The 21,717-nt window shown below is 67.6% G+C and carries 24 protein-coding genes and 1 tRNA gene; 18 read left to right on the plus strand and 7 right to left on the minus strand.

From position 1 onward, the window contains the following. Positions 1-18 precede the first annotated feature (18 nt). The 9 genes from LMI96_RS10095 (at position 19) to LMI96_RS10135 (ending at position 7,732) form a co-directional block, all read left to right on the plus strand. Positions 19-822, plus strand: a complete 804-nt coding sequence (locus LMI96_RS10095) for an IclR family transcriptional regulator C-terminal domain-containing protein (RefSeq protein WP_223722049.1) — start codon at positions 19-21, stop codon at positions 820-822. Between the two features lie 103 nt (positions 823-925). Further along, entirely contained in the window at positions 926-2,092 is a 1,167-nt protein-coding gene (locus LMI96_RS10100) for a CaiB/BaiF CoA-transferase family protein (protein ID WP_223722048.1), read from the plus strand. Then, entirely contained in the window at positions 2,089-2,913 is an 825-nt protein-coding gene (locus LMI96_RS10105; RefSeq protein WP_223722047.1) for a citryl-CoA lyase, read from the plus strand. The genes LMI96_RS10100 and LMI96_RS10105 overlap by 4 nt, the downstream gene beginning before the upstream one ends. 2 nt (positions 2,914-2,915) lie before the next feature. Beyond that, positions 2,916-3,776 carry a hypothetical protein gene (locus LMI96_RS10110; protein ID WP_223722046.1) on the plus strand — a complete coding sequence of 287 codons (861 nt, stop codon included), beginning with the start codon at positions 2,916-2,918 and terminating at the stop codon, positions 3,774-3,776. Beyond that, a complete protein-coding gene (locus LMI96_RS10115; RefSeq protein ID WP_223722045.1) occupies positions 3,773-4,147 on the plus strand; it encodes a hypothetical protein in 375 nt (124 codons plus the stop codon). Before LMI96_RS10110 ends, LMI96_RS10115 begins: the two co-directional genes overlap by 4 nt. A gap of 56 nt (positions 4,148-4,203) precedes the next feature. Next, positions 4,204-5,691, plus strand: coding sequence for an amidohydrolase family protein (locus LMI96_RS10120; RefSeq protein ID WP_223722044.1), 1,488 nt, complete (start codon positions 4,204-4,206; stop codon positions 5,689-5,691). Further along, positions 5,688-6,257 carry an NADPH-dependent FMN reductase gene (locus LMI96_RS10125; RefSeq protein ID WP_223722043.1) on the plus strand — a complete coding sequence of 190 codons (570 nt, stop codon included), beginning with the start codon at positions 5,688-5,690 and terminating at the stop codon, positions 6,255-6,257. Before LMI96_RS10120 ends, LMI96_RS10125 begins: the two co-directional genes overlap by 4 nt. Before the next feature lie 88 nt (positions 6,258-6,345). After that, positions 6,346-7,038, plus strand: a complete 693-nt coding sequence (gene nucS / locus LMI96_RS10130; protein ID WP_223722042.1) for an endonuclease NucS — start codon at positions 6,346-6,348, stop codon at positions 7,036-7,038. A 19-nt stretch (positions 7,039-7,057) separates the two neighbouring features. Next, positions 7,058-7,732, plus strand: a complete 675-nt coding sequence (locus tag LMI96_RS10135) for an HAD hydrolase-like protein (protein WP_223722041.1) — start codon at positions 7,058-7,060, stop codon at positions 7,730-7,732. Between the two features lie 60 nt (positions 7,733-7,792). Here LMI96_RS10135 and LMI96_RS10140 read toward each other — a convergent pair whose 3' ends face one another. Then, the gene (locus LMI96_RS10140; RefSeq protein ID WP_223722040.1) at positions 7,793-7,999 is read right to left on the minus strand and encodes a cold-shock protein; all 207 of its coding nucleotides are present in this window, start codon (positions 7,997-7,999) and stop codon (positions 7,793-7,795) included. Positions 8,000-8,495: 496 nt separating this feature from the next. Between LMI96_RS10140 and LMI96_RS10145 the strand changes: the two genes are divergently transcribed. Beyond that, complete coding sequence (locus tag LMI96_RS10145) at positions 8,496-8,753, plus strand: hypothetical protein (RefSeq protein WP_223722039.1); 258 nt, start codon at positions 8,496-8,498, stop codon at positions 8,751-8,753. 330 nt (positions 8,754-9,083) lie between these two features. On the opposite strand, the gene LMI96_RS10150 is transcribed toward LMI96_RS10145, so the two are convergent. Further along, positions 9,084-9,166, minus strand: a tRNA-Leu gene (locus LMI96_RS10150). A 175-nt stretch (positions 9,167-9,341) separates the two neighbouring features. Between LMI96_RS10150 and LMI96_RS10155 the strand changes: the two genes are divergently transcribed. The 7 genes from LMI96_RS10155 (at position 9,342) to pknB (ending at position 18,260) form a co-directional block, all read left to right on the plus strand. Continuing rightward, on the plus strand, positions 9,342-10,094 hold the full coding sequence (locus LMI96_RS10155) for a DUF3662 and FHA domain-containing protein (protein ID WP_223722038.1): 753 nt from the start codon (positions 9,342-9,344) through the stop codon (positions 10,092-10,094). Continuing rightward, entirely contained in the window at positions 10,091-10,615 is a 525-nt protein-coding gene (locus LMI96_RS10160; RefSeq protein WP_223722037.1) for an FHA domain-containing protein, read from the plus strand. The genes LMI96_RS10155 and LMI96_RS10160 overlap by 4 nt, the downstream gene beginning before the upstream one ends. A 9-nt stretch (positions 10,616-10,624) precedes the next feature. Then, a complete protein-coding gene (locus tag LMI96_RS10165; protein WP_223722036.1) occupies positions 10,625-11,860 on the plus strand; it encodes a Stp1/IreP family PP2C-type Ser/Thr phosphatase in 1,236 nt (411 codons plus the stop codon). Further along, a complete protein-coding gene (locus tag LMI96_RS10170) occupies positions 11,857-13,242 on the plus strand; it encodes an FtsW/RodA/SpoVE family cell cycle protein (RefSeq protein ID WP_223722035.1) in 1,386 nt (461 codons plus the stop codon). The genes LMI96_RS10165 and LMI96_RS10170 overlap by 4 nt, the downstream gene beginning before the upstream one ends. Before the next feature lies 1 nt (position 13,243). Continuing rightward, positions 13,244-14,701: a penicillin-binding protein 2 gene (locus LMI96_RS10175; RefSeq protein WP_228361405.1), complete on the plus strand. Its 1,458-nt coding sequence runs from the start codon at positions 13,244-13,246 to the stop codon at positions 14,699-14,701. After that, positions 14,698-16,473 (plus strand): protein kinase, encoded by a 1,776-nt coding sequence (locus tag LMI96_RS10180; RefSeq protein ID WP_228361406.1) that lies wholly within the window; start codon positions 14,698-14,700, stop codon positions 16,471-16,473. Before LMI96_RS10175 ends, LMI96_RS10180 begins: the two co-directional genes overlap by 4 nt. Before the next feature lie 80 nt (positions 16,474-16,553). Next, positions 16,554-18,260, plus strand: a complete 1,707-nt coding sequence (gene pknB / locus LMI96_RS10185; protein ID WP_228361407.1) for a Stk1 family PASTA domain-containing Ser/Thr kinase — start codon at positions 16,554-16,556, stop codon at positions 18,258-18,260. On the opposite strand, the gene LMI96_RS10190 is transcribed toward pknB, so the two are convergent. Genes LMI96_RS10190 through LMI96_RS10200 form a run of 3 tightly spaced genes read right to left on the minus strand, consistent with a single transcriptional unit; the run spans position 18,241 to position 19,879 of the window. Continuing rightward, positions 18,241-18,918, minus strand: a complete 678-nt coding sequence (locus tag LMI96_RS10190; protein ID WP_228361408.1) for a gamma-glutamyl-gamma-aminobutyrate hydrolase family protein — start codon at positions 18,916-18,918, stop codon at positions 18,241-18,243. The genes pknB and LMI96_RS10190 overlap by 20 nt on opposite strands. Then, entirely contained in the window at positions 18,915-19,070 is a 156-nt protein-coding gene (locus tag LMI96_RS10195) for a hypothetical protein (protein ID WP_223722030.1), read from the minus strand. Before LMI96_RS10195 ends, LMI96_RS10190 begins: the two co-directional genes overlap by 4 nt. Continuing rightward, positions 19,070-19,879, minus strand: coding sequence for a class E sortase (locus LMI96_RS10200; RefSeq protein WP_223722029.1), 810 nt, complete (start codon positions 19,877-19,879; stop codon positions 19,070-19,072). The genes LMI96_RS10195 and LMI96_RS10200 overlap by 1 nt, the downstream gene beginning before the upstream one ends. An 81-nt stretch (positions 19,880-19,960) precedes the next feature. On the opposite strand from LMI96_RS10200, the gene LMI96_RS10205 reads away from it, so the two are divergent. Beyond that, the gene (locus LMI96_RS10205) at positions 19,961-20,197 is read left to right on the plus strand and encodes a cell division protein CrgA (protein ID WP_223722028.1); all 237 of its coding nucleotides are present in this window, start codon (positions 19,961-19,963) and stop codon (positions 20,195-20,197) included. 67 nt (positions 20,198-20,264) lie between these two features. On the opposite strand, the gene LMI96_RS10210 is transcribed toward LMI96_RS10205, so the two are convergent. Further along, positions 20,265-21,140 carry a rhomboid family intramembrane serine protease gene (locus LMI96_RS10210; RefSeq protein ID WP_228361409.1) on the minus strand — a complete coding sequence of 292 codons (876 nt, stop codon included), beginning with the start codon at positions 21,138-21,140 and terminating at the stop codon, positions 20,265-20,267. Positions 21,141-21,153: 13 nt separating this feature from the next. Then, on the minus strand, positions 21,154-21,711 hold the full coding sequence (locus LMI96_RS10215) for a peptidylprolyl isomerase (protein WP_228361410.1): 558 nt from the start codon (positions 21,709-21,711) through the stop codon (positions 21,154-21,156). Positions 21,712-21,717 lie beyond the last annotated feature (6 nt).

Below are 21,717 nucleotides of genomic sequence, written 5' to 3' on the forward strand. Positions count from 1 at the left end.
GCGCGCGAAAGGAACCGCATGGCCGGCCGCAGTGAATCCTCCAACTTCGTCGAAGCCCTCGCGCGCGGCTTCGACATCATCGGAGCGTTCTCCGACGGCCGCCCCCGCATGTCGCTGGCCGAGATCGCCGCCGAGACGAACCTCGCGCGGCCCACGACACATCGGCTCCTCGCCACCCTGATCGAGCTCGGCTACGTGCGCCAAGACGCGTCGCTATTCGAGCTCACCCCCCGCGTACTCGACCTGGGCTACGCGTTCGTCAGCTCACAGGGGCTCTGGACGGTGGCGAAGCCTCATCTCGAGGGCCTCGTGCACCTCACCGGCGAGTCGTCGTCGATGGCTCAACTGAGTGGCAGTGACATCGTCTACACGGCCAGGGTCGCGGTGCCGAAGATCATTGCGCTGCGCGTCGAGATCGGCACTCGGTTTCCCGCGGTTGTCACCTCGCAGGGCAAGGTGCTGCTGGCATGGCTGGCCCCGGATGCGCTCGAGTTCGCCCTCGACCAGCCCAGCCTGTCGCGGGTGGTCATCGCACCCCGAGACCGCGCCGACCTCGACCGTGAGCTGTCCCTCGTGCGCGAACGCGGCTGGGCGCTGGCCGACGAGGAGCTCGCGCCCGGCGTGCGCTCCATCGCCGCCCCGGTGCGCGACGGATCGGGCACGGTTCGAGCAGCCGCCAACGTGACGGTGCATGCGGCAGAGACGCCGACAGCAGACTTGATCGAGCGGCACCTCGCCCCCCTTCTCGAGACGGCTGCGCACATCTCGGCTGACTGGGCGAGGCTCGAGGGTCGGCCGTTCAGCGAGATCGTCGGCCGGTGAGCCGGAGGTCCGTCCTGCACCATTGACGACCGTCACCTCGCGGCGCATACTGAGCACATGTCCGCATGGCGGACGTTTGTCCGCAAATGCAGATATGGTGACGATGACGACTCCATTCCCCCACACGAACCCACGACCCGGCCCGTTAGCGGGGCTCGTGGTCGCCGACTTCTCCCGCGTACTCGCCGGCCCGTATGCGACGCAGCTGATGGCCGACCTCGGCGCCAACGTCATCAAGGTGGAGAGTCCCAAGGGCGACGAGACCCGCGACTGGGTGCCACCCGAGCGCGACGGTGTCTCCACCTACTTCCTCGGCATCAACCGCAACAAGCGTGATGTGGTGCTCGACTTCGGCGACCACGCCGACCGCGCACTCGCGCAAGAGCTCGCCGCGCGTGCCGACATCGTGATCGAGAACTTCCGGCCCGGCGGCCTGAGCAAGTTCGGGCTCGATTACGACTCCGTCGCGGCTCTCAATCCCGCCGTCATCTACGCGTCGATCAGTGGATTCGGCTCGAAAGGCGGGGCGTCGCTGCCGGGATACGACCTGATCGTGCAGGCCGCATCCGGGTTGATGAGCCTCACCGGCGAATCCGACGGACCCGCCTACCGCAGCGGCGTCTCGGTGTTCGACATCATGACCGGGATGCAGGCCACGATCGGCATCCTCGCCGCCCTGAACCACCGCAACAACACGGGCGAGGGCCAGCACGTCGAGGTGAATCTGCTGTCGACGGCGCTCTCGGCGATGGCCAACCACAGCTCAACCTTCGTCGCCGGCGGGCAGGTTCCGTTTCGCATGGGCAACGCGCATCCGAGTCTGTTCCCCTACGAACCGCTCGCCGCGGCCGACGGTGAGATCGTCATCGTCGCCGCCAACGACGCCCAGTTCGTGAAGCTCGCCACCGCATTGGGGCTCGCAGAACTGGCCGACGACCACCGCTTCGCGAAGACCGAACTGCGCAACCGCAACCGCGAGGCGCTGCGCCCCCTGCTCCTCGAGGCCCTGGCGACCGCATCCGTCGCCGAGTGGTTCGAGACGTTGACCCGGGCGGGGGTCGCCTGCGGGCCGATCAACACCATCGACGGAGGCGTGGCCCTCGCCGAGAGCCTCGGCCTCGATCCCGTGGTGCTCGTGGGAGAGGGAGAGAGCGCAGTGCCGATGATCAGAAATCCCATCGACTTCTCACTCACTCCACCCGCCTACCGCAGTGCCCCACCCGCGTTGGGCGCCGACGACACCGAGATCAAGGACTGGCTCAGATCATGACCGACTACCCCACCGGAATCGGAACCAGCGACCTGTCGAGCATTTCACTGCTGGGCCAGGATCTGAGCGCAGATCTTCTCGGCAAGGTCACTTTCGGCGAGCTTGCGTTCTGGCTCGTCGCCAAGAGACCGCCGACCGCGGCCGAGGGTCGGGTGTTCGAAGCCGTGCTCGTGTCGCTCGCGGACCATGGCTTCACGCCCACCGCGATCGCCGCGCGGCTCACCTATTACAGCGCACCGGACTCGCTGCAGGGGGCCGTCGCGGCCGGCCTGCTCGGCGGCGGCTCGCGCTTTCTGGGGGTCACCGAAGACACCGGCCTCTACCTCGACGCGATCGTGCAGTCCCTCACTGGCGACACCGCGGCCTTCAGCGATGCCGAATGGGATCAGGTGGCGCGCACTGCACTGCTGTCCGCGAAGGCCGAAAAGCGGCGCATCCCCGGACTCGGCCATCCGGTGCACAAGGACGGCGATCCGCGCACCCCCGTGATCATGCGCATCGCCGCGAAGGAAGGCACCCTGGGCCCGCACCTGAGGCTGTTCGCCGCCATCGGGCGGGTGCAACACGAGGTGCTCGGCAAGAACCTGCCCCTGAACGGCGCGGGAGTCGCCGGCGCAGCCCTCGCAGACCTCGGACTGCCGGTCACGATGCTGCGCGGCTTCGCGCTGCTCGCCCGCACGGCAGGGTTGCTCGGTCACATCCGAGAGGAGCAGGTCAGCCCGATCGGCCCCGACGTCTACTATTCGGTCGATCGGAACGCGGTCTACGTGCCACCCGCCCCCGCATCGGGCGAAACCGACGCATCCGGCGAAGGAGCCTGACGATGGCAGAACTGAGCGCCGTTCTAGCGACCACGCACCACCCCTTCTATCTCAAGGCCACCACCGCGCCGCCCGAAAGCCGGATGCCCCAGGCCGACGAATGGAAGCGCAAGGTCGAGGCCTACCGCGAGACGCTGACCGTCGCGAAGCCCGACATCCTCGTGATGGTCGGAGCCGACCACTTCCACCAGTTCTTCTCCGACAACTACCCCGCCTTCCTCATCGGCAAGCAGCCCACCTACGACGCGATCTTCTACAACGAGGAACGTGAGTTCGGCATCCCGCCCTACGTGCTCGACGGCCACGAGGAACTCTCGGGCTACATGCTGCAGGGCCTGCTCGACCGGGGATTCGACTTCTCCGTCAGCCACGAACTGAAGCTCGACCACTCGATCATCTGCCCGATCATCACGACACGGCCGGACGCAGATCTGCCCGTCGTGCCGATCTACACGAACATCTTCGCCCCGCCCCTGCCCAGCCCGAAGCGTTTCTGGCAGTTGGGCCGGGCCATCCGCAGCATCATCGACGAGTATCCCAGCGACCTGCGCATCGCCGCCGTCGGCAGCGGGCACCTGTCGCTCGAGCTCGGAGGACCGAGGCAGTTCGGCGAGACCGGCCCCGACCCCGAGTTCGACCGCAAGGCGATCGATTGGCTGGCCGCCGGCGACATCGACGCGATCCTCGAGAATGTCACGCACGAGTCGATGGCGGGCGCGGGCAACGCCACGCACGGCTTCATGGACCTCATTCTCATGATGGGCATCGCGGGCGCCATTCCCGCCTCCTACGTCGATGAGCTCGACCTCTTCCACACCCGCGAGATGTACATGACCTGGTACCCGGGCGGTGACCCGCGATGAGCAAGTACTACGTGAACAAGTTCCTGTACCAGGTCGACCGCGACCCCGAGCTTCTGGCGGCATACAAGGCCGATCCGGATGGCCTGGTCACGAGATGGGAGGCCGAGTACGGCCAGTGGCTCGGCACAGGGAACCGAGTCGAGAAGACCAGCTGGCTCTCATTCACCGAGGAGGAGCGCCGCGCGCTCGTGGAGCACGACTACACGCGACTCTTCGAGCTCGGCGCGCACTTCTTCCTGACGCTCACGATCTTCATCGCCCTTTACAACGACGAGTACGAGACCGCGTCCGGTCCGCTGGCGTTCCAGCGGGAGTACGCAGTCAGGCTCGCCCACTGGATCGGCAAGGACTACCCGACGGTCGCCCTCTGAGCCCTCCCGCACCACCATCCAGCGTCCCGAACAGACATCGCCGAAGGAGTCGAATCATGTCGCAGAACCCGAAGATCCCCGAGCCGCCCACAGACGGCAGGCCGGTCGTCTTCCGAAACGGAACGGTCGTGACGGTCGACGATCGGCGACGGGTTCTGAACAACTCCGATGTGCTCGTCATCGGCAACAGCGTCGCAGCCATCGGCGAGCGGCTGGCCGTGCCGGACGGCACCTTCGAGATCGACGCGACCGACGGCATCCTGATGCCGGGCATGATCGACACCCACCGGCACATGTGGCAGACCGCCATGCGCGGGTACGGCGCCGACTGGACCCTCACCCAGTACTTCGTCTGGTACTACCTCGAGCACGGCAAGAGCTTCCGCCCCGAAGACGTGCACGCGGGCAACCGCCTGTCGGCGCTCGACGCGATCGATGCGGGTGTCACGACGACCGTCGACTGGTCGCACGGACTCCGCACCATCGACCATGGCGAGGCCGCCCTCGACGCCCTCCGCGCCTCCACCGGGCGATTCGTGCTCGCCTACGGCAACATCTTTGCCGGCCCGTGGGAGTGGTCCGCCGACCCCGACGTCCTCGCCTTCCTCGCGAAGAACAACACGGGCGCCGACGACCTGAGATTCCAGCTGGCGTTCGACGTGACCGGCGACCCTGCGTTTCCCGAGCGCGCGGCGTTCGAGGCGGCCCGCGAGCTCGGGCTGCCCGTCACGACCCACGCCGGGGTCTGGGGGGCGACCAACGACGACGGCGTCCGACTCATGCACGAGAACGGGTTCATGGCACCCGAGACGGTCTACGTGCACGCCGCCACGCTCAGCGACGACTCATACCAGCGCATCGCCGCCACCGGCGGATCGGTCTCCCTCTCGACGGAGAGCGAGCTGAGCTGCGGCCAGGGGTATCCACCGTCGTGGATCCTGCGTCAGCACGGTATCCCGGTCTCTCTGTCGGTCGACACCAGCGTGTGGTTCTCGAGCGACCTGTTCTCGGCCATGCGGTCGACACTCGGCGCGGATCGCGGATGGGAGCACATCAAGGCCCACGAGCACGGCGACACCGTCACCCATTCGCATCTGCGCGCCGAGCACGTCGTCGACTGGGCGACGCGGGGCGGGGCCGAGGGCCTCGGCATGCAGAACCTGGTCGGTTCGCTCGAGGTGGGCAAACGTGCCGACATCGTTCTCATCAAGAACGACCACTCGCCGACCATGTACCCGATCCTCAATCCGAACGGGCACATCGCGCTGCAAGCCGGCCGTGGCGACGTGCACACGGTGATGGTCGACGGCGTGATCGCCAAGTACGACGGCAGGCTACTGGGCGACGACCTCGCCTCGGTGAAGAGAGACGTCGAGTCGACCGTCGACTACCTGCAGAGTGAACTCGGCGAACCTGCCTGGACGCAGGGCATGAACCCCGACGCCCCCGAGGCCAAGATGCTCGACAACCCCTACACGTACACCGAGTACAAGGATGCCTCGACTCATCAGAAGGAGTCGGAGCGGGCAGACGTGGCGCTGTGAGCCTCCTCGTGCTCGTCGCGAGCATCCGCGAGACGCGGGTGGGCCGCGCCGTCGGCGACTGGGTGGTCGCGGCGGCCCAAGCGCACGCGCCGAATCCGGAGGCGGAGGCGTTCGACATCGATCTCGTCGACCTGCGTGAACTGCGGCTCCCGCTGCACGACGAGCCGCACCATCCGAAGCTGGGGCACTACATCGGCGAACCGGCAAAGCGATGGAGCGCACAAGTGGCGGCGGCCGACGCGATGATCTTCGTGATGCCCGAGTACAACCACAGCTTCTCGGCGCCGCTGAAGAACGCCATCGACTACCTGCATGCGGAGTGGTCAGGGAAACCCGTAGGAGTCGTGAGCTACGGCGGACTTTCGGGCGGCACTCGCGCGGTCGTCGCCCTGCAGCCTGTCATGGTGAACCTCGGCATGCGGTGCCTGAGCACGAACGTCGAGATCGCCTGGGTGTCGGAGCACGTCGCCGACGGCGTGTTCACCGCAACGGATCGGCACGACAGGGCGCTGGCAGTCCTGCTCGACGAGCTGGTCGCTCTGCGGGGTGCACGCGGGCCCGCGTAAACGCGGTGCCGTGTCGCGCCAGCGACGGCCGGTGATGGGTTGACCGCCGCCGACGACAACACAACGTGCGCCTTGAGACAATGAGTACGTGCGCCTCATCATTGCCCGCTGCTCCGTCGACTACTCCGGTCGACTGAACACACATCTCCCCCTCGCGACCCGTCTCATCATGATCAAGGCGGACGGCACGGTGGCGTTCCACCGAGACATCCAACACGCGCCGCTGAACTGGATGAGCCCGCCGTGCCGCCTGGTTCTCGAGGAGCCCGAACCGGATGCGGCGAGCGTCGGCGTCATCGAACAGTGGCGCGTGACGCACGCCAAGACGGGTGACGCCCTGGTCGTGAAGATCTACGAGGTTCTGCACGATTCCTCGCATGAGCTCGGTGTCGACCCCGGGCTCCAGAAGGACGGCGTCGAGGCCGACCTGCAGCGTCTGCTCGCCGAGCAGGTCGAGGTGATCGGCGACGATCTGACCCTCGTTCGCCGCGAGTTCCCCACCGCGATCGGGCCGGTCGATCTGCTGCTGCGCGATCCCGCCGGCGGCACGATCGCCGTCGAGGTGAAGAGGCGCGGTGACATCGACGGCGTCGAGCAGCTGACGCGCTATCTCGAGCTGCTCGGCCGAGACCCTCATCTCGCGCCGGTGAAGGGCGTGTTCGCCGCGCAAGAGATCAAGCCGCAGGCGCGCGTTCTGGCGACCGACCGCGGCATCCGCTGCGTGACGCTCGACTACGAGGGCATGAAGGGCATCCAGTCGGGTGCTCCTCGCCTGTTCTGAGCGCGGCTAGCGTAGAGACATGACCGCCCGCTCCCCGTTCTCCTGCATCCTCTGGGATGTGGACGGCACGCTCGTCGACGCATCCGACGGCATCCTGCGCCGTCTGTCGATCACCCTCGAGCACTTCGGCAAGCCCGCGCCGACGCGTCCGGAACTCGTGCACTGGATCGGTCCGCCGCTGTACGACTCCTTCCAGGAGCAGGGCGGAATGACGCCGGAGGGTGCGATGGATGCGGTCACGTTCTACCGCACGCTCGGTCGCGCCGACGGCTACACGACCGGCGCGAAGCTCTACCCCGGGGTCGGCGAGCTCGTCGCAGATATCGCGGCGGCCGGTATTCCGCAGGGAACCGCGAGCTCGAAGCCCGAGATTCAGGTCGTCGCGCTGATGGAGCACTTCGGCCTCGCCGAGCACCTCGCCACGATCACGGGCGCCACGCTCGACGAGAAGACCCTCGCCAAGAAGGCCGACATCGTCGCCGAGGCGCTTCGGCGGCTGCAGGCCGCGGGCGTCGACACGTCACGGCCGGTGTTGATCGGCGACCGCCATCACGATGTCGAGGGCGGCAACGCTCAGGGCGTGCCCGTCATCTTCGTGCGCTGGGGATTCAGCTGGCCGCACGAGTCGGAGGGCGCGCAGGCCGCCGTCGACACCGTGGACGAACTGCGCACGCTGCTGCTGGTCGACGACTGACCCGCGTCTGCGCAGAGAAGAAGGGGCGGGATGCTGATGCATCCCGCCCCTTCTCGCAGATCAGAGAGCCCGAATGCTCGCTGCCTGCAAACCCTTGGGACCCTGCTCGACCTCGAACTCCACCCGCTGGTTCTCTTCCAGCGACCGGTAGCCGTTGCCCTCGATCGCGCTGAAGTGGGCGAAGACGTCGGCGCCGCCCTCATCCGGGGCGATGAAGCCGAAGCCCTTCTCCGAGTTGAACCACTTGACCGTACCCTGCGTGCTCATGCAATGCCTTCTGTGCTGTCCGGCACCCTGTGCGCCGGTGTGCTGCTTACCGTAGCGGGGTGTTGTCGCGCCTGCGAGAGGGTGACAGAAGGTGACGAAAACGTTGCATGCACGACTCGGGCCGTTAACCATACGACGCCCGGGCCGAGCAAAGCTCTCAGGCCCGGGCGTCGACGGATCCCCCCGGATATGCCGCGCTGAGCGCGACAGTTCACTCTACTGATTCAGGAGTATGAAAGATACGCGTTTACGACCGGAACACCGAGATCCACCGCGATGTGGTCACGTGCACAAAGAGATGCCCCCTCCAGCTGGGGGGAGCGGAGGGGGCGGCACGCTCCGCGATTGGGGGAATCGTGGGGAGCGGCACGGACGAGTTTACCCGCCACTTCGTATGGTGACGGCCGGGGATGGCCCTGCATACCGAATCCCCAGGTTCTCCCCATCCGACAGCGGCGCTGGCGAGCCCGGGCAGCCCGGTGTTACGTTCCCACCCATGGTCAAGCGCATCGGTATTGCACTCACGAGCACACTCACCGCCCTCGTCCTGGTCTTCTCCGTCGCCACACCCGCGAACGCCGCGGCGACGCGTTCGTACAAGTTCGACAACTACAACACCTGCGTCGCACGGATGAACAGCTACGCGTCGAGCGGCTACATCATCTACAAGCGCTGCCAGACAACATGGGTCTATCCGCAGCTCACGAAGCACTACACGCTGCAGACGTCGGCCCGCCCGGTCGGCGCCGTCTGAGCCTGGTGTCCGCTGCGGCACCGGACACGGTGCGCACGAAGCGGTCGGCACTGCCCCGCGTGGGGTTCTGGGTGGCGGGCGTGCTGTCCGATCCCACCCTGGCCGTCGCGTGGGTCTGGTACGGGATGGCGCAATCCGAGGCTCAGTCGGATCAGGGCAAGGCGCTGGCCGCCGGGACGACCATGGCCGGTTTAGCCGAACTTCGGGAACTACGTGCCCTGACACCGCGGGTATCACCGGGAACGCGAAAGCCGGTCGGGCTTCTCAGCTCCGACCGGCTCGTATCGCACATTCGGCATGTCGACTCTCTAAAACGAGAGGGCCTGCCTGTGCGCGAGGGGGGACTCGAACCCCCACGCCCTTGCGGGCACTGGCACCTGAAGCCAGCGCGTCTACCATTCCGCCACTCGCGCGAATGACGGTCCGAGAACCGCCAATTCAACCTCCAGAGCGTATCACGGCGGATGTATCGCGGCTGAATCGGCCGCGAAAACCCGGGTCGGCGCCCCGCTCGCAGCACATCACCATGTGCAGCACACCCCGGGCCTCTACGATGGTTGGACCCGTCTGCCCTGCCTGAGGAGTCGTGTGGGACTACTAGACAGCTTCGAGAAAGGTCTCGAACGCGCCGTTAATGGTGCGTTCGCCAAGACCTTCCGCAGCGGCATCCAGCCCGTCGACATCGCGTCGGCGCTCCGCAGCGAGCTCGACACGAAGGCCGCGATCGTCTCCCGCGAGCGCATCCTCGTGCCGAACACGTTCACGGTCTACCTCTCGCCGACCGACTCGGAGAAGATGCGCGCCATCGGCCGCACGCTGACCGACGAGCTCGACACTCTGGTGCAGAAGCACGCCCGCGCGCAGGGCTACTCGCTCGCCGGCGCTCTCTCGATCACGCTGGCGCGCGACGAGCGCCTGTCCACCGGGCAACTGCGGGTCGAATCGACCACCGCCGCCGGCCGGGTGAGCTGGACCGCGGTCGTCGACGTCGAGGGCAAACGGCATCCGCTCACTGCCGCGCGCACCGTCATCGGTCGCGGCAGCGACGCCGACATCACGATCTCGGATGCGGGAACCAGCCGCAAGCACGTCGAGATCCTGTGGGACGGCGAGCGCGCCATGGTGCGCGACCTCGGATCCACGAATGGCACCAAGCTCAACGGCTCGAAGGTCTCCGAAGCCCCGCTCCCCCCCGACGCGACCGTGACGATCGGCCGCACCGACATCGTCTTCCGGGTCGTCGCACAGGCCTCCGGGCCCTCTCGTCCGTCGCGCCACGATGACGCGACCCGGGCGTTCTCCCTCGGTGAGGCCGAAAAATGGGGAGAATCTCACTCGTGAGTCCCCTGACCCTCCTTCTGATCCAGATCGGGTTCCTCGTCCTGCTCTGGTTCTTCGTGTTCGCGGTCGTCTATTCGCTCCGCGCCGATCTGTTCGGCGTGCGCGTGCGCAAGATGCCGGAGGCCGTCGCCGCATCCGTTCCCGCGCCCGTCTCCTCGCCGGCCGCCGCGACCGCTGCCGTCTCGAAGCCCCCCGTCGCACGCGCCAAGGGTGGCAAGGCCACGACCGAGACCGTGTCGCGGATCATCATCACGAGCGGCCCGAAGACCGGCCTGGAACTTCCCCTCGGCACCGAGCCGCTCACGATCGGACGCTCGAGCGAATCCGGGCTCGTCGTTCGCGACGACTACACGTCGAGCCACCACGCGCGCCTCATGCTGTGGGGCGACCAGTGGATGATCCAGGACCTCGACTCGACCAACGGCACCTGGCACAACGGCGAGCGCGTCGCGAACCCCGTTCCGGTCATCATCGGCGCGCCCATCAAGGTCGGCGCGACGACATTCGAGCTGCAGGGCTGACCCCGAGACATGGTCTTCCAAGGGTCGAGCGCGGCGCTCTCGCACACCGGCAAGGTGCGTTCGAACAACCAGGACTCCGGGTACGCGGGCTCCAACCTGTTCGTCGTCGCCGACGGCATGGGCGGTCACGCCGGCGGTGACGTCGCGTCGAGCCTCGCGGTGAATCGCATCGCCCGACTCGACCACGGTTTCGACACGACGACGGATGCGGAACACGCCCTCCAGCAGGCGATCACCGAGACCGCGACCGACATCATCGACACGGTCGAGGTACGCCCCGAACTCTCCGGCATGGGCACGACGGTCAGCGCCCTGCTCATGGTCGACGACTACGCGGTGATCGCGCACATCGGCGACTCGCGCATCTACCTCTTCCGCGACGGCGCCCTCACCCAGATCACGACCGACCACACGTTCGTGCAGCGCCTCGTCGACTCCGGTCGGATCACCCTCGAAGAAGCCCGCTACCACCCGCGCCGATCGGTGCTGATGCGCGTGCTCGGCGACATGGACCCCGACCCCGAGGTCGACACGTTCATCATGCCGACGCGGCCGGGCGACCGCTGGCTGCTGTGCTCCGACGGACTCTCAGGTGTCGTCGACGACGCGCACACCCAGAAGGCCCTCGCGAGCGGCCAGGCCCCGGCCCGCACGGCCGACCTGCTTCTGAAGCAGGCCCTCGACGGCGGCGCCCCCGACAACGTGACGGTCGTCATCGTCGACATCGGCGGCGCGCATCCGGTGTTCTCCGGCACCCCGGCGATCGTCGGCTCCGCCTCGAACCCGACCGGCATCGAGGTGCCCGCGGCCCGGCCCGGGCGCCCGTCCTGGCTGCATCCCGGGCGCCAGGCGGCCAACGAGCCCACGCACTTCGAACCCGCACCGGAGTTCCTCGAGGAGCTCATCGAAGAGGACCGCCGGCGCGCGCGCCGGCGCCGTGCCGGATGGCTCGTCGGGTTCATCCTCGTTCTCATCGTCATCGCCGGCGCTCTCTTCATCGGCTACAACTGGACGCAGACCCGTTACTACGTCGGCGCCGACGACGATTCGGTCGTCATCTTCCAGGGTGTTCAGCAGAGCATCGGCCCCATCCCGCTCTCGAGCGCCTACGAAGACACCGGCATCGCCCTCGCCAACCTCAGCGACTTCGATCGCGAGAAGGTCGAGAGCACCATCTCCGCGCGCTCCCTCTCCGACGCCATGCAGATCGTGGCGCGCCTCGCCCCGACGGAGGACGCCGGATGACCGCCGAACCTCAGGTCTCCGCCGACACGTCGGTGATGAAGGCGCTTCGCCGCATCCGGATGCCGCAGAAGCAGCGTAACCGCGAACTGGGTCTGCTGCTCTTCGCGTTCGTCGTGAACGGCGCCGCCGTCGCCGCCGTGCAGCTCGGCGCGCTCGGCGCGATCGACCCGAGCTTCCTGTACTTCTGCGGAGGGCTCGCCGCGCTCGCCCTCGCGCTGCACATCGTGCTGCGCTTCGTGGCCCGCGACGCCGACCCGTTCGTCGTGCCGATCGCGACGATCCTGACCGGGCTCGGCATCGCGATGATCTACCGCATCGACATCGAGATCGACAGCGTGGGGTGGGATGCCGCATCCACCCGCCAGCTGGCCTGGGCGGGCATCGCGATCGCCGCGGGCGTCGCGGTCGTGCTGTTCCTCCGCAACTACCGGGTGCTCTTCCGCTACACCTACGTCTCGGGCTTCATCGGCATCGCCCTGCTGCTCCTGCCGTTCGTTCCGGGTCTCGGCACAAACCAGAACGCGGATGTCTGGGTGTCGCTCGGGTTCTTCTCGTTCCAGCCGGGCGAGCTCGCAAAGATCGCCCTCGCGATCTTCTTCGCCGGGTACCTCGTTCGCACCCGCGAGAGCCTCACGTCGGTCGGCACCCGCTTCCTCGGCATCACGTGGCCCCGCGCGCGCGACCTCGGCCCGATCCTGATCGTCTGGCTCGTGTCGCTCGGCATCATCGTGCTCCAGCGCGACCTCGGTACCGGAACCCTCATCTTCGGGATGTTCGTCGCGATGCTGTACGTCGCGACCGGCAAGACCGGATGGGTGCTCCTCGGCGTCGGGCTGGCGGTCGCCGGCGCGGTGGCCGCATCCCAGGCGCTCACGTACGTCGGCTGGCGGTTCGCCAACTGGCTGGATGCCTTCAACCCCGCGATCATCGACCGTGACGGCGGCAGTTTCCAGCTCGTGCAGGGTGTGTTCGGGCTCGCGCACGGCGGTCTGCTCGGCACCGGCCTCGGCCAGGGACGCCCGTCGCTCACGCCCCTCGCGCAGAGCGACTACATCTTCCCGAGTCTCGGCGAAGAGCTCGGGCTGATCGGCGTCTTCGCGATCCTCTGCCTGTACATGGTGTTCACGAGCCGCGGTTTGCGCGTCGGTGTCGCCGGTCAAGACGACTTCGGCAAGCTGCTCGCGACCGGCCTGTCGTTCACGATCGCGCTGCAGGTGTTCATCATGGTCGGCGGCGTGACCCGGGTGATCCCGCTCACGGGTCTGACCACCCCGTTCCTCGCCGCCGGCGGATCCTCGCTCGTGGCGAACTGGATCATCGTCGCGTTGATCCTGCGGATCTCGGATGCGGTCCGCAACCAGCCCCGGGTGGTGATCGGCTGACATGACTAAAGAACTCCGACGCTTGAGCTTCGTGATGCTCGCGATGTTCCTCGTGCTCTTCGGCTCGACGAGCTGGATCCAGGTCGTGCAGGCCGGCGAGCTGGCCGAGAACGGGTACAACAAGCGCGCGCTGTACGACTCCTACGAGGTGCAGCGCGGCTCGATCATCGCCAGCGGCACCGCGATCGCCTCCTCGGTACCGTCGAACGACGTCTACAGCTGGCAGCGCGTGTACACGGATGCGGCCATGTGGGCTCCGGTCACCGGTTACATCAACGCGGCACTCGGATCGGCGACCGGCATCGAGCAGGCGATGAACCAGGACCTCAGCGGCACCGGCAGCGCCCAGTTCTTCAGTCGCATCGAGCAGACCTTCACCGGCCAATCGCCGCAGGGATCGAACGTCGTGCTCTCGCTCGATGCGAACGTGCAGAAGGCGGCCTTCGACGCCCTCGGCGACCTGCAGGGCGCGGTCGTCGCGATCGAACCGTCCACGGGCCGGATCCTCGCGATGGTGACGAGCCCGAGCTACGACACGAACCTGCTCGCGGCGCACGACACGAACGCGGTGCAGTCGTCGTACGACGAGCTCAACAACAATGCGCTGCATCCGCTGTCGAACCGCGCGATCGCCGGCAACCTGAATCCGCCCGGATCGACCTTCAAGCTCGTGGTCGTGTCGGCCGCCCTCGCGTCGGGCCAGTTCACGCCCGACTCGACCATGCCGAACGTCGCCTCGTACACCCTTCCCGGCACGAGCACGTCGATCAGCAACGCCGGCGGCGGCACCTGCGGCGACGGCGAGACGGTCACGATCGCCGACGCGCTGCGACTCAGCTGCAACATCCCGATGGCCGAACTCGCCGTGCAGCTCGGAGATGAGGCCATCCGCGCCGAGGCGGAGAAGTACGGGTTCAACAGCACGTTCGACATGCCCCTCACCTCGACGGCGTCGAGCTACCCCGAGGGCCTCAACGAACCGCAGACCGCCCTGACCGGCTTCGGCCAGGGCCAGGTCATCGCCACACCGCTGCAGATGGCGATGGTCTCGGCCGGGATCGCCAACGACGGAGTCGTGATGAACCCGCGCATGGTCGATCAGGTGATCGGACCGGATCTCTCGGTGCAGAGCGCACCGGAGGATTCCGAGTACGGCCGGGCGCTCGAGTCCGATCTGGCAGCAGAACTCAACCGCATGATGGTGGCCAACGTCAGTTCCGGCGTGGCGTCGAATGCAAGAATAGATGGAGTAGAAGTGGCGGGTAAGACCGGTACTGCGGAGAACGGTGACACACAGCCGTATTCGCTCTGGTTCACCGGGTTCGCGCCCGCGGACGATCCGCAGGTCGCTGTCGCGGTCGTCGTCGAGGACGGCGGCGGGCGAGGACAGTCGGGCAGCGGTGGCTCCATCGCGGCTCCCATTGCAAAACAGGTCATGGAGGCGGTGCTGGGCAGATGAGACCGACGCAGGGTGCGACTTTCGGTGGCCGGTATGAATTGGATTCTCGGGTCGCCATCGGCGGCATGGGCGAGGTGTGGGAGGCGACCGACCACGTCATCGGCCGGACCGTCGCCATCAAGATCCTCAAGGACGAGTACATGGGGGACCCCGGGTTCCTCGAGCGCTTCCGCGCGGAGGCCCGGCACGCGGCTCTCGTGAACCACGAGGGCATCGCGAGCGTCTTCGACTACGGTGAGGAGAACGGCTCCGCCTTCCTCGTCATGGAGCTCGTTCCGGGCGAAGCCCTCTCGACCATCCTCGAGCGCGAGGGGTCGCTGTCGACCGACAAGACCCTCGACATCGTGGCGCAGACCGCATCCGCTCTGCAGGCCGCGCACGCCGCGGGTCTCGTGCACCGCGACATCAAGCCCGGAAACCTGCTCATCACGCCCGATGGTCGCGTCAAGATCACGGACTTCGGCATCGCCCGCATCGCCGACCAGGTTCCGCTCACCGCGACCGGGCAGGTCATGGGAACGGTGCAGTACCTCTCGCCCGAACAGGCGTCGGGTCACTCCGCATCCCCCGCGACCGATACCTACTCGCTGGGCATCGTCGCGTACGAGTCGCTCGCCGGAAAGCGTCCCTTCACGGGCGAATCGCAGGTCGCGATCGCCATGGCGCAAATCAACGAGCAGCCGCCGCCCTTGCCGCCGACGGTGGCCGAGCCGGTGCAGAACCTCGTGATGGCGATGATCGCCAAGAAGCCCGAAGAGCGCCCCGCGTCGTCGGCCGCGGTCGCCCGTGCGGCCAGCGCCCTTCGTCGCGGTGACGTGGCCGCCGCCGCGGCTGCCGTTCCCGCGGTCGCCTCCGGGCTGAACGGCGACGACGCGACGCAGCTGCTCGGCGTCGGCAACACCTCCGCCGCGACGCAGATGCTGCCCGCCGGGACGTCGATCAACTCGACGACGACCGACGAGCCCGAGAAGCGCAAGCGCAGCCCCTGGACGTGGCCGCTCATCGCGCTGATCGCTCTTCTCGTGATCGTGCTTGTCGGCACCGTCTGGGCGCTGTTCGGCAATCAGAGCGCGGAGCCCGCGCCGACAACGTCCCAGTCGACGCCCGCAGCCACCCCGTCGCGGAGCGCAACGCCCTCACCGAGCGCCACCACCGTCGATGTCAGCACGCTCGGACTCGTCGGCAGAACCTGCGACGAGGCGCGCGGGATCGCAGAGGCTGCCGGGCTCACGAGTGTCACGTGCAACACCGGTACGCCGGCGTCGTCGAGCGAACAGGTGGGCACCGTCTACGAGGTCGACCCGTCCGGAAACGTCCCCAAGGGCGACCCGGTCACCCTGTCGGTGTACGGCGAGCAGACCGCCGTCGGCGCACCGACCGTGCCCCGCATCCAGGAGAACGGAACGACCGTGCAGACGGTGCGCCCGGGCTCGACGGTGCAGATCAACTGGGACGGGTTCTCCTGCCCCTCGGGCACCGGGTCTGTCGTGAGCTACAACTTCACGGCGGTGAACGGCATCTTCACCAGCACCGGGCAGTCCACCGCGCAAGCCGGACCGAACCAGCGCCCGATCGAGCTCGAGGTCGGGTCGAACACCAGCCAGGCCCTCATCGTGAGCTACACGGTCACCTGCTCGGGTTCGGGTAACGGAACGACGCGGGACTCGGATGCGTCGCCGCAGGCTCAGGCCACGGTGCAGGCCGCCGCCAGCCCGAGCCCGAGTGCCAGCACCGGCACCGGCAACGGCATCACCGCGCCCGTCGCCCCCTGACGCCACGCCTGACCGACCCGCCCACGGTTTCGCCAGGGCGGGTCGGTTAGGCTGATAGTTGCTGCATCCAGGGAGTCGCCGTGTCAGATGAACCACCTGTGCTCGCGGGCCGGTACCGGGTCGATGAGCTCATCGGTCGCGGCGGCATGGCCAGCGTGTACCGCGGGTACGACGTCACCCTCGGCCGCGAGGTGGCCCTCAAGATCCTGAAGGGCGAACTCGCCGAAGATGCAGCGTTCCGCACTCGCTTCCGTCTGGAGGCGCAGGCGGCGTCGCGGATGGCGCATCCCGCGATCGTCCGCGTCTTCGACGCCGGCGAGGGCACCGAAACCGCGCCCGACGGCTCGGTGCATCCGGTTCCGTTCATCGTCATGGAACTCGTGCACGGCGCACTGCTGAAAGACGTCATCGCCGAGGGCCCCATGTCTCCCGCGGATGCCGTGCGCTACACCGATGGCATCCTCGAGGCTCTCGAGTACTCGCACCGCGCCGGCGTCGTGCACCGCGACATCAAGCCCGGCAACGTGATGGTGACCCCGACCGGCCAGGTCAAGGTCATGGACTTCGGTATCGCGCGCGCCGTGTCGGATTCCTCCTCCACCGTCGCCGAGACCACCACGATCCTCGGCACCGCCGCATACTTCTCGCCCGAGCAGGCCAAGGGCGAGCCGGTCGACGCACGCGCCGACCTCTACTCGACCGGCGTCGTGCTGTACGAGATGCTGACCGGGCGCCAGCCGTTCCGCGGCGAGACTCCGGTCGCGGTCGCGTACCAGCACGTCAGCGAGACGCCGACGCCGCCGAGCGAGATCGTCGACGACCTCCCCCGCGGCCTCGACGCCGTGGTGCTGCGCGCCCTCGCCAAGGACCCGTACCAGCGGTATCAGGACGCACCGACGTTCCGTGCCGCGGTCGAAGAGGGGCTCACCGGACGGGCGCCGAGCAAGCGCAAGGTCGGCGCGCTGACGAGCGAGCTGTACGGGGCGAACCCCCGCCAGGCCGCCGAGACGGCGCGATCGCTGCGCCAGCTCTCCACCGACACGACGATGCGCCGCACGCAGGCGGGCCCGCCGGTCGCGTGGATCTGGTCGGGCGTCGCGGTGCTCGCGGTACTCCTGATCTCCGTGCTCTTCTGGGTGCTCACCATCCGACCGAACGACAACGTGCCCGACAGTGCCCGGATCGTGCCGGACGTGTCGACCATGACGTACGAACGCGCGGTCGACGTACTCGAAGGCGACGACCTCGTCGCTGTTCGCCAGGCTGTCCCCGACGAGCAGATCGCCGAGGGCAATGTCGTGCGCACCGACCCGGCGTCAGGAACCTCGGTGCAGCCGGGTCAAACCGTCACGGTCTACGTCTCGACGGGGAGGGAGACCGCGGCGTTGCCACCGGTCACCGGGCTCAACGAGCAGGCCGCGCGGGATGCTCTGGTCGGCTCCGGCCTCGCCGTCGGCATCATCACGTCGGTCAACGACCCGCAAACCGCTGGCGGAATCGTCTTGACCGCACTCACGGCAGACGGCGAAGTCGCGGCGGGCACCGAGCTTCCCGTGGGCACCACCGTCAACCTGCGGGTCGCGAGCGGACGCGTCGTGCTGAACGACGTCACCGGTTACACGTTGGACGCGGCCACCCGCGACATCGAAGCTCTCGGACTCGTCGTCGTTCAGGCAGAAGACCCGGAGTGCCCGGCGACGAGCCCGAACACGGTTAAGGTCATGTCGCTCGCGCCCGGCGAGGTACCGATCCAGTCGGAGATCACGCTCACGCACTGCTCGGGCTGAGCGCCGCGCGCCCCCGGTGCGGAGACATCTCCGCTCCACGGGCCGCCGCATCCGTCAGCCCGGTCGACTCGAGCCAGCCGCCCAACAGGCGGTATCCGTGCTCGGTCAGCACGCTCTCGGGGTGGAACTGCACGCCCACGAGCGGCAGCGTCCGATGCGCGAGCGCCATCACCGTGCCCTCGGCGGTGCGCGCCGTGACGACCAGATCGGCGGGGATCGTCTCGGGGCGCACCGAGAGCGAGTGGTAACGCCCGCCCGTGAACGGCGACGGGATGCCGGCGAACAGCCCGGTGCCGCCGTGCTCCACCGCCGACGTCATGCCGTGCATGAGTTCGGGTGCCTGCGCCACGCTCGCGCCGTAGGCGACGGCCAGCGCCTGGTGGCCGAGGCAGACACCGAGAAGCGGTAGCGCGCGCTCCGCTGCGGCCCGCACCACCGCAATCGAGGCGCCTGCGTCCTCGGGGGCACCCGGCCCGGGAGAGATCACCACACCGGCGAACCCCTTTAGGGCGGCCGCGGCCGCATCCGGATCGATCTCGTCGGCTTCACGCACCGACAACGTCGCACCGAGCTCTTCGAAGTAGCCGATCAACGTGTGCACGAAGCTGTCGTGGTTGTCGACGACGAGGATCGGATGCGGCGCCACCGGCGCGCTCACTCGACGGTGACCTCTTGCGGGTTGAGAAATGGGGCGGCCCACGGGAAGACGAAGAAGAACAGTCCGTAGAGCACCGCGGCGACGAGAATCAGCACGATGAACAGCCGCACCCACCACGGGCCGGGAAGAACACGCCAGAGCGCTGCGTACATCAGGTGACCGCCTCGGTGAGAGATGCCGGTGCGCCCGCCGAGCGCGGCGTGAAGGAATCGAACACGCTGTAGCCGATGATGCGCTCCGCGAGCGAATACATGGGGCTGCAGCTCGTCATGGTCAGGTAGCGGCCGTTCGCGGCGAGCCCCGGCTGCTGCGGCACGGGCGCGGTCACCTCGATCTGATCGGGCGTGACGTATTCGAGCGTCCGGAAGCGGTAGGTGTACCAGCCGTCCTGCGTCTCGATGACGATCGCGTCGCCGACGTGCAGATCCGCCAGCCGGTTGAACGGTTTGCCGAACGTCGTGCGGTGCGCCGCGAGCGCGACGTTCCCCTCGGCTCCCGGCATGGGCGTGCTCGGGTAGTGACCGATGCCGATCGGGTCGAGGGTGCGAGCGCGGGACGTGCCTCCCGCGATCTTCATCGCGTAGTCCGGACCCCATCGCGGTACCCACATCGTGCCGAAGGTCTCTCCGTCGGCGGCTTCCGGAGCCACGACCGGTTCGACCTCGGTTGGCACAGACGAGGAGGGCTCTGTCGTGGAGCTCTCGGTGGGCGCCGGGGATGCCGCGGCCTGTTCCTCGTACTCCTGCTGCCACTGCTGCGACAGCGCCTGCGCTTCATCCGCCCGCTCGGCGCCGTAGATGATGTCTCCGATCCACATCTGCCACGAGACGTAGAGCAGAGCGACGACACCCGCGGTGATCAGCAGTTCGCCGATGACACCGATCACACTCACCCGGCGGCGCGGGCGGCGCGATGTCGATCGGCGGTCGCGGCGGCTGGTCGCGGCTGGCTGGTCGGTCACACCGGGATTCTAACCGTCGCGTATGTCGATCAGCCCCGGGCGTTCACGGATCCATAGGGACCCTCCGGTTAAGATGTCCTCATGGCACGCCCGGAGAACGACGAGGACCTCACGCCCGCCCAGTCCGGCGAGCCCGCACCTAATCCCGTCTGGTTCAAACCCATCATGCTCGGCCTGATGATCATCGGCCTCATCTGGGTGCTGGTGTTCTACCTGAGCGGAATGCAGTTCCCGATCCCGGGTATCGATGCGTGGAACCTCGTCATCGGCTTCGGGATCGCCTTCGTCGGCTTCCTGATGACCACGCGCTGGCGCTGACCCGCCCGACCGAATGACACCGGTGTGATTCATCCCCATGTGTGGATGAATCTGTGGATAACTCCACTCAGCCGTACAGCACCGGCGGCACGAGCAGCAGCAGAACCAGCACGACGGTCCACGCGACGAGCAGGCCGATCTGCAGTCCGCGCTGACGCTGCTGTCGGGTACGAGCGAAGATCATTCCGATCACGGCGCCCGTGATCAGCCCACCGACGTGGGCCTGCCAGGAGATCCCCATTCCGGGGATGAACCCGATCACAAGGTTGATCCCGAGCACGATCAGGATGCCGCCGATCTCCGCGCCGAGATGCCGGGCTACCACGACAAAAGCCCCGAACAGAGCGAAGATCGCGCCCGACGCCCCGACTACGAACTGGTTCGGTGCGATGAGGGCGACCGCGACGGAGCCGCCGAGCGCTCCGATCACGTAGAGCGCGAAGAAGCGCGCGCGGCCGAGCGCGGGCTCGAGGCTCCGACCGATCATGAGAAGCGCGAGCATGTTCAGGCCGAAATGCCAGAACGACGAATGCACGAGCGCCGCCGTGAGCAAGCGCCACGGCTCGAAGGGTCCGCCGGTGAGCTGTGGATAGAGCGAGCCCGCGTAGAACGCGAGCAGACTCTGCAACCCCGGAACGAGGAGCTGCAGAACGTAGATGGCCGCCGTTACGCCGATGATGGCGTATGTGACGACGGGCTTGTCTCCTGAGAGGGCGACGGACCCCGAGCCGCGGCTCCACCGGCGCTGCGCCTTCTTCTGCGCGGGCGTCTGATCGCGACGCTGTTCCGCGAGGCACTCGGGGCAGATGACCCCGACCGCCGCCTGCGTCTGACACTCAGGGCAGATCGTTCGCAGGCAGCGCTGGCAGAGCACGAAGCTCTGCCGATCCGGATGCCGATAGCAGAAGTTGTCGCGGTTCGCCGCGAACCCGGGGTTCGTCACGGATGAAGGGTGATCAGACCGTGGCGATGTCGATCGTGGAGATGACGACGGGCTCGACCGGGCGGTCGCCGGCACCGGTCGGCACCGCGGCGATCGCGTCGACGACGGCGCGGGACGCGTCATCCGCGACCTCGCCGAAAATCGAGTGCTTGCCCTGCAGCCACGGGGTCGGGTCGGTCGTGATGAAGAACTGCGAACCGTTGGTGCCCTCGGCCTTGCCCGTGATCGCGTTGCGGCGCAGACCCGCGTTCGCCATCGCGAGGATGTAGGGCTGCTGGAAGGTGAGCTCGGGGTGGATCTCGTCGTTGAAGTTGTAGCCGGGTCCGCCCGTGCCCTGACCGAGCGGGTCGCCGCCCTGGATCATGAAGTTCGGGATGATGCGGTGGAACACGACGTCGGAGTAGAGCGCTCCTTCACCGGGCTTGCCGGTGGCCGGGTCGGTCCAGGACTGGGACCCGTCGGAGAGTCCGACGAAGTTCTGGACGGTGCGCGGCGCGTGATCGCCGAACAGGTTGACGACGATATCGCCGTGGTTGGTGTGGATCGTTGCAACGGCAGTGTGCTGGGCCATGGGTAC

Source organism: Microbacterium sp. cx-59 (assembly GCF_020805625.1).
Classification (GTDB): domain Bacteria; phylum Actinomycetota; class Actinomycetes; order Actinomycetales; family Microbacteriaceae; genus Microbacterium.

Excerpts from the sequence above, each read along its gene's own strand:
- LMI96_RS10095 (WP_223722049.1), top strand. The coding sequence starts at position 19 with ATGGCCGGCCGCAGTGAATCCTCCAACTTCGTCGAAGCCCTCGCGCGC.
- LMI96_RS10100 (WP_223722048.1), top strand. The coding sequence starts at position 926 with ATGACGACTCCATTCCCCCACACGAACCCACGACCCGGCCCGTTAGCG.
- LMI96_RS10105 (WP_223722047.1), top strand. The coding sequence starts at position 2,089 with ATGACCGACTACCCCACCGGAATCGGAACCAGCGACCTGTCGAGCATT.
- LMI96_RS10110 (WP_223722046.1), top strand. The coding sequence starts at position 2,916 with ATGGCAGAACTGAGCGCCGTTCTAGCGACCACGCACCACCCCTTCTAT.
- LMI96_RS10115 (WP_223722045.1), top strand. The coding sequence starts at position 3,773 with ATGAGCAAGTACTACGTGAACAAGTTCCTGTACCAGGTCGACCGCGAC.
- LMI96_RS10120 (WP_223722044.1), top strand. The coding sequence starts at position 4,204 with ATGTCGCAGAACCCGAAGATCCCCGAGCCGCCCACAGACGGCAGGCCG.
- LMI96_RS10135 (WP_223722041.1), top strand. The coding sequence starts at position 7,058 with ATGACCGCCCGCTCCCCGTTCTCCTGCATCCTCTGGGATGTGGACGGC.
- LMI96_RS10140 (WP_223722040.1), bottom strand. The coding sequence starts at position 7,999 with ATGAGCACGCAGGGTACGGTCAAGTGGTTCAACTCGGAGAAGGGCTTC.
- LMI96_RS10145 (WP_223722039.1), top strand. The coding sequence starts at position 8,496 with ATGGTCAAGCGCATCGGTATTGCACTCACGAGCACACTCACCGCCCTC.
- LMI96_RS10165 (WP_223722036.1), top strand. The coding sequence starts at position 10,625 with ATGGTCTTCCAAGGGTCGAGCGCGGCGCTCTCGCACACCGGCAAGGTG.
- LMI96_RS10170 (WP_223722035.1), top strand. The coding sequence starts at position 11,857 with ATGACCGCCGAACCTCAGGTCTCCGCCGACACGTCGGTGATGAAGGCG.
- LMI96_RS10175 (WP_228361405.1), top strand. The coding sequence starts at position 13,244 with ATGACTAAAGAACTCCGACGCTTGAGCTTCGTGATGCTCGCGATGTTC.
- LMI96_RS10180 (WP_228361406.1), top strand. The coding sequence starts at position 14,698 with ATGAGACCGACGCAGGGTGCGACTTTCGGTGGCCGGTATGAATTGGAT.
- LMI96_RS10195 (WP_223722030.1), bottom strand. The coding sequence starts at position 19,070 with ATGTACGCAGCGCTCTGGCGTGTTCTTCCCGGCCCGTGGTGGGTGCGG.
- LMI96_RS10205 (WP_223722028.1), top strand. The coding sequence starts at position 19,961 with ATGGCACGCCCGGAGAACGACGAGGACCTCACGCCCGCCCAGTCCGGC.
- LMI96_RS10215 (WP_228361410.1), bottom strand. The coding sequence starts at position 21,711 with ATGGCCCAGCACACTGCCGTTGCAACGATCCACACCAACCACGGCGAT.